Genomic DNA, 6,129 nt, shown 5'->3' on the forward strand with positions numbered 1-6,129 from the left:
TCCGCAGGGTTTCCTAAGCTTTTCTTAAGTTTCGTCGGATAGTCTTGTGATAAATGCAACTATTCTTAAGATTCTATGAACAAAGTACACTTTTCAACTCCTTATGCAAAACCTTTCATGGTGTTTTTCCTTTCCTTGTTGATAATTTTGACGCTTAGCCGTTTAGGGCTATCGGCTTGGATGTTAGAGAGAATGACTGGCTCTGATCCGTTAACCTTTGTGATATCAGGCCTGCGAGTTGATTTGAGTACTACCGCTTATCTAGCAATACCACTCTTATTGTTAATGGTCACGCACTATTTTATACCCAAACTATTGAAGCCTTTAGTTGCTGCGCTTTTAAAAGGGTATATTGCATTGGTTATTGCATTTGCCCTACTCCTCGAAGCTGCAACTCCTGCCTTTATTTTGCAATACGACATCAGACCAAACCGTTTATTTATTGAATATCTGATTTACCCCAAAGAAGTCATTTCAATGTTGTTGAGTGGTCATTTGGGCACAGTGATATTCACCCTACTTTTATGTACTTTGGCTTTAATAACCACCTTGAGATATTTTCCTCGCATTGGCAACGAAGTGCCATCAAAGCGGAATATGGCTATCTCTACTTTTTGTAGCCTTATCTGTTTAGCGCTATTAGCGAGAGGTACTCTAGGTCATAGACCACTAAACCCTGCTACCGTCTACTTCTCACAAGATGCATTGGTTAATTCGCTGACCATCAACTCAGCTTATAGTGTTGCATTCGCAGCAAAAAATATGGGTAGCGAAAAAAGTGCCAGTGCGCTTTATGGTTCGCTACCTAAAGAAAAGGTTTTTGATACAGTAAGAAGAGCAAGTTACAGACAAGATTTTATCTCAAATACACTTCCTACCCTAGCCACTAATCCGGCATACCATCAGGGCAAAAAGAAAAATTTAGTAATTATCTTAGAAGAAAGCTTAGGCGCGCGTTTTGTAAACTCGCTAGGTGGAGCAAACCTAACCCCAGAGTTAGATAAACTGTATCAAGAAGGCTGGGGGCTGGAGAACCTCTACGCAACGGGCACCCGATCGGTTCGCGGAATTGAAGCCGTTATTACCGGCTTTGTACCCTCACCGTCACGCTCCGTCGTTAAACTTTCCAAGTCTCAGCAACAGTTTTGTACGTTGGCGGATATTTTAGCCAAAGAAAACTATACCACACAGTTTATTTACGGTGGCGAAAGCCACTTCGATAACATGAAAAGCTTCTTCTTAGGGAATGGCTTTCAACGTATCGTTGACTTTGATGATATCGAAAGCCCGGAATTCGTTGCGTCTTGGGGCGTCAGCGACGAAGATCTGTTTGCTCAGGCGGATAAAGAATTAACTCAGCTGAGTGAAGAAAAAAAGCCATTTTTTAGCTTGATCTTTACATCTAGCAATCACGACCCATTTGAAATTCCTGACGGAAAAGTAATGTTACCAACAAATCACCAAAGTGATAAACCTGCTCGAGATCTCGCTATCAAGTACGCCGACTATGCGCTCGGAAAGTTTATCGATAAGGCCAAGCGAAGTAGTTATTGGCAAGATACTATCTTTTTAGTCGTTGCAGATCATGATGTCAGGGTGTATGGATCCGAGCCTGTCCCTATTAAGTCTTTTCATATTCCAGCCGTTATTTTGAATTCAGACTTTAATCAAACACAAGATAAAAGATTGGTCAGCCAAATTGATTTACCTGTCACTTTGCTTTCTCTAATAGGGGTTGAGCGCCCAACACCTATGCTTGGTTATGACTTAACCAAACAATATCCAGTGCAAAGAGCGATGATGCAATATTACGATAATTTTGCCTACATTGAAGATGACAAAGCCGCCATTTTGATGCCAGGCAACAAAGTGAGTTATTGGCAATATGACACGGCGACTAAGATGCAAAAACCACTGGTGAATACAACACACACCATTGACTTGAAAGAAAAAGCACTATCTCATGTATTATTTAGTAATTTGGCCTATCAGGAGCAGGTTTATCGATTAAAAGAGTAAAGCATCAGAAATCATTATTAATTATCAGAAGGCTACAACTAATAGGGCCGCGATAAATAAAGGTTATGATAAACAACTAGATCTTTTTGAACAAAATCTACAGGAGCAAGAAGAAACAATTTCCGACTTAGGACCTGAGTCTGAATTACCAACACTGCAAATAATAGCGCATTTATTAGTTAGTCAGCAAAAAATGCAGTTGGCGGACATGCGTAAAAATTCTGCTGAAAACAGATCTGAATTATCAATCGAAGAAATTGTTGCGAGGAAGCAAGCTGATGCATTAGAGCGGAAGATCATCAAGGCTGAATCAATTACATCAAACATAACGTATAGGGATTAATCATGAAATTTAAACACACACTTATTGCTATCGGTTTACTGTCACTCAACGCTACGGCTAGTGATGTAGTAGTTAGGTATGAACAGCCACCTTGGCATATCAATCAGCCATATATGGGCGATAAGTATTCGATTCAGTACGCAAAGGAAAGTGAAAAGAGAAACAAAGTAATTGATAAAGAAAAACTTAAATGTAAAAAGCCTGAGTATTCATTTCCTGACCGTATGGCTTGCCTCAGAAAAGTAAAGAGTGATCACCCTCACCCAATGCCAGAACGAGGGAGCGACGAATACATTCAGGCTCATTACATCGATAAGCTCTCATCAGGTACAACATCAACAAAACTCAAAACGGTGCTGGTTGAGTTAAGTGAAACTCGCAAAAAAACAAGGCAAGTGACGCAGTTCGGTAAGCCGGAACTTGGAGAATTAACCTTTGAACAAGTTAATAGAGAAATTTGTGAGATAGAGCGCATTATTGGTTTTCTCTCAAGTGGAAAATTTTGTGTAAGGTAGAGTCATGGCCACGTTTCTTAGGTTCAGCTTAATTCTGTTTGTATGCTTTTTTCAGCGCTTCATGTTGTTTTGTGCAACGCTGTTTGTGATGTTTGCAGAGATAGTGTATAGCGCTATTGAAGCAACAATTGATAGAGTCGGTTTAGAAATCCACCCACTGTCGGGGCTTGCCAAGGACTTGGGCTCTGCAGGCGTGTTGATCGCACTTATCGTTTTTATCTGTATCTGGGGCAGCTGTTTATATCAAAACCTCTACTAGCAATTAATGACCAATGATGCTTATGTTTGGATGAGAGAATCCAAACATAAGCTTTAGCGCTAACCCATTACTTCCTTTTACGCTTGGTTCTTGTTCCTAAAATACGCTTTTTGTCTCTTTGCTTCTTAGATTTACCAGAATTACGGCGGGTATCTTTAGGCTCTTTGGTTAAATCAGGTTCATAACCTGGCAGCCATTGCGGCGCAAATCGCTCATCTAGGAAAATTTCTATTTCTTCTAGTAGCCACTGTTCATCAATACTCACAAGCGAAATAGCTTGGCCGTTTTGTCCAGCACGACCACTGCGGCCGATACGGTGTACATAGTCTTCAGCAACATAGGGTAACTCAGCATTGAAGACATAGTTTAGCGAGTCAATGTCAATGCCACGAGCTGCTACATCCGTTGCGACCAAGACGCGAATTTCACCTGATTTGAATTGAGATAGCGCTTTGTCACGCGCGCCTTGAGACTTATCACCGTGGATCGCTGCGGTTTTAAGGCCATCTTTATTCAATTCTTTTGCGTAGCTATCAGCACTATTTTTTGTGCGAGTAAACACCAGTACCTGATGCCAATTATTTTTGCCAATCAAGTGGGAGATCAATTCACGTTTGCGATCTTCGTCTACCGAATAGAAAGTTTGCGTAACCGTGCTTGCGGTGCTGTTCTGGGATTCAACACCTACTCGCTTAGGGTCGTTCAACCAAGGCTTTACTTGGGATAACACAGCATCGTCAACCGTAGCTGAAAATAGCAACGTTTGACGTTTAAGCGGCATAGTGCGCATGATCCGTTTAATTTCCCCCATAAACCCCATATCTAACATGCGATCTGCTTCATCGAAGACCAAGTGTTGAATATTTTTGAGTGTTAATGTGCCTTTGATTAGGTGGTCAAGTAAACGCCCTGGTGTCGCAACCACTATGTCTACACCCGCTCTTAAGCGCTTTTCTTGCGGGCCAATATTTACACCGCCATATAAGCACACGACATTTAAGTTAGTGTTCACCACTAACTTTTCAGTATGCTCTGCAACCTGCTGTGCCAGCTCACGAGTCGGCGTTAATATCAATGCCCTTACCGATTTATCACCCTGCGCGGCGCCTATCAGCATGGAGTGCAAAATCGGCAGCATAAAGGCGGCGGTCTTACCGGTTCCAGTTTGGGCACTTGCAATTAAATCACAACCACTGAGCAGCGGTGGAATACTCTTTTCTTGAATTGGTGTGGGTGACTCAAACCCAAGCTCAGTAATTGCGCTTAGTAGTTTAGAATGAAGTTGTAATTCGCTAAATGTCATTGGAGATCAGTATCTATTACCAAAATTGTGCAGATTATAGCAAAGGATTGTAAGGAAAAAAGTGGTAGATAGTTTCATTAAGCTAAACAATAAAGACGATTAACTGATATTATTTTAAAAATCCAATTAAAGTAAATAACTCATTATTATATAAAAAAGAACAAAACTATTTGGAACTTAGACTTGACAAACGCTCAAATTGAAACAGAATTGTAAACTAGGTTAACCGGTGGTTTTCCTATTTAAATATTACGATTTTTAATTTAAAAAAGGATTTAATATGAAACATCTCTTTGCATCTGTCATTATGGCAGCACTTTTGTTCTCTAGTTTGACCTTCGCTATGAATGATAATACTACAATTTATCTCACTGAAAACGGGATCAAAGGAGTTATTCAGACTCAACATAGCGTTAAAACAGAGTCGTTAGATCAGAAAGGCATACATTCTCCAATCGAGTTTTCAGTATCCAATGACATGCTCGATACTATTTCCGCATCTATCAAATATCAAGGCAATCACTATGCTTTGTTACTCAATCAAGTCAAAAAACAAGTTAAAATAACTGGTACTGATATTAATAATAAACCTCTTATTAATACCCCAACACTTCGTGCCGACATAAAGAATATGCTACATGACGTAGAACTTAATAGTGGTTTGATTATGAAAAGCCAATCAACTCTAGATAAGGAGTCGAAACTTGCACTCTTAAAATTCTTCGAATTTTTATCTACCTATCCATTAGGTGAAGCAATTGATCAGCAAATAGAGAGCAAAATCAGTGCACAAGATTGGACCGATCTCTGTGCGTATATGGGTAAATCAAAGACTGCTGTTTGGGATATTACTAACTCGTCTGTAAAGACAAAAAATTATATCGTCGGTGGTCATGGCTTTTGCGCAGCTAGATGTGGTGCGGGTTGTCCAATGTTTGGTGATGGTCAATATACTCAAGATTGCTTGAATCACGATGCCTGTGCCGATGTTGAAGGTGAGCAACTAGGTGTATGTGGTGACGAATGGACTTCAGCCTCAGACGACTTTTGGTTTTCTCCTGACTGTACAACTCCGCCACCCTCATTACGTTAAAATAATATTTTTTGGCTGGTATTCTGTTTTGCAAGCAAGGTAACTACATCAATATAGGCAAGGAAAAAAATTTATTATTTAGTTGTTCTAAATGAGAGTTTTTTAACGCAGTGAGCGTCGGATTTACGGCATCAAGTTGAGCATGTATTAAGTGAAATTGGTATTGTCAGCTTAGGTTAATCTATCGGGCGCACAATTACCTGAAATGACTAATAAGGAAATGTTCATGTCACAACAAAGATTGAAGCTATTAACGATAAGTCTTTGCTTAATAGCCTTTACACCTTTGCTTGGTTTACTTCTTGCTGAGCTTATCGTTGAGATCCTTCACTGCCACGTTGCAGAAAGTGGTAGTTCAGATTGTATCGTCGCCGGCTATGATTTTGGTATGCCATTAGCAATTTTATACGCAGGTGGTTGGGTAAGTATGATTACGGTCCCTGTTGCAGGCTTGGCTGCTTTAGTTTGTTACATCAAATACCGTGATGCAAAACTAAATAACAACCAATAAAAAAGGGGCTTAACGCTAATGCCAGTCAGTTAAGCTGACTGGCATTTGTTTTTTTATGTGGGTACTTTGATGGCTTAGGCTTTATC

6 protein-coding genes are annotated in these 6,129 nt (G+C 40.1%); 5 read left to right on the forward strand and 1 reads right to left on the reverse strand.

Annotation, left to right across the window (positions count from 1 at the left end):
- The first annotated feature begins 75 nt into the window (after window positions 1–75).
- The 3 genes from CKO50_RS19745 (at window position 76) to CKO50_RS19755 (ending at window position 3,136) form a co-directional block, all read left to right on the forward strand.
- Entirely contained in the window at window positions 76–2,019 is a 1,944-nt protein-coding gene (locus CKO50_RS19745; RefSeq protein WP_255230598.1) for an LTA synthase family protein, read from the forward strand.
- Between the two features lie 345 nt (window positions 2,020–2,364).
- The gene (locus CKO50_RS19750; RefSeq protein ID WP_095729546.1) at window positions 2,365–2,877 is read left to right on the forward strand and encodes a hypothetical protein; all 513 of its coding nucleotides are present in this window, start codon (window positions 2,365–2,367) and stop codon (window positions 2,875–2,877) included.
- 4 nt (window positions 2,878–2,881) lie between these two features.
- Entirely contained in the window at window positions 2,882–3,136 is a 255-nt protein-coding gene (locus tag CKO50_RS19755; protein ID WP_255230599.1) for a diacylglycerol kinase, read from the forward strand.
- A gap of 67 nt (window positions 3,137–3,203) precedes the next feature.
- On the opposite strand, the gene CKO50_RS19760 is transcribed toward CKO50_RS19755, so the two are convergent.
- Window positions 3,204–4,439, reverse strand: coding sequence for a DEAD/DEAH box helicase (locus CKO50_RS19760; protein WP_095729547.1), 1,236 nt, complete (start codon window positions 4,437–4,439; stop codon window positions 3,204–3,206).
- Between the two features lie 280 nt (window positions 4,440–4,719).
- Between CKO50_RS19760 and CKO50_RS19765 the strand changes: the two genes are divergently transcribed.
- Together CKO50_RS19765 and CKO50_RS19770 are read left to right on the forward strand one after the other, a co-directional pair.
- Entirely contained in the window at window positions 4,720–5,532 is an 813-nt protein-coding gene (locus CKO50_RS19765) for a hypothetical protein (protein ID WP_095729548.1), read from the forward strand.
- Between the two features lie 226 nt (window positions 5,533–5,758).
- Entirely contained in the window at window positions 5,759–6,043 is a 285-nt protein-coding gene (locus CKO50_RS19770) for a hypothetical protein (protein WP_095729549.1), read from the forward strand.
- The last annotated feature ends 86 nt before the right edge of the window (window positions 6,044–6,129 follow it).

Origin of the sequence: Pseudoalteromonas sp. HM-SA03 (genome assembly GCF_002289345.1) — a bacterium.
Classification (GTDB): Bacteria; Pseudomonadota; Gammaproteobacteria; order Enterobacterales; family Alteromonadaceae; genus Pseudoalteromonas.

Coding starts and splice junctions, on each gene's coding strand:
- CKO50_RS19745 (WP_255230598.1), top strand. CDS start 76: ATGAACAAAGTACACTTTTCAACTCCTTATGCAAAACCTTTCATGGTG.
- CKO50_RS19750 (WP_095729546.1), top strand. CDS start 2,365: ATGAAATTTAAACACACACTTATTGCTATCGGTTTACTGTCACTCAAC.
- CKO50_RS19755 (WP_255230599.1), top strand. CDS start 2,882: ATGGCCACGTTTCTTAGGTTCAGCTTAATTCTGTTTGTATGCTTTTTT.
- CKO50_RS19760 (WP_095729547.1), bottom strand. CDS start 4,439: ATGACATTTAGCGAATTACAACTTCATTCTAAACTACTAAGCGCAATT.
- CKO50_RS19765 (WP_095729548.1), top strand. CDS start 4,720: ATGAAACATCTCTTTGCATCTGTCATTATGGCAGCACTTTTGTTCTCT.
- CKO50_RS19770 (WP_095729549.1), top strand. CDS start 5,759: ATGTCACAACAAAGATTGAAGCTATTAACGATAAGTCTTTGCTTAATA.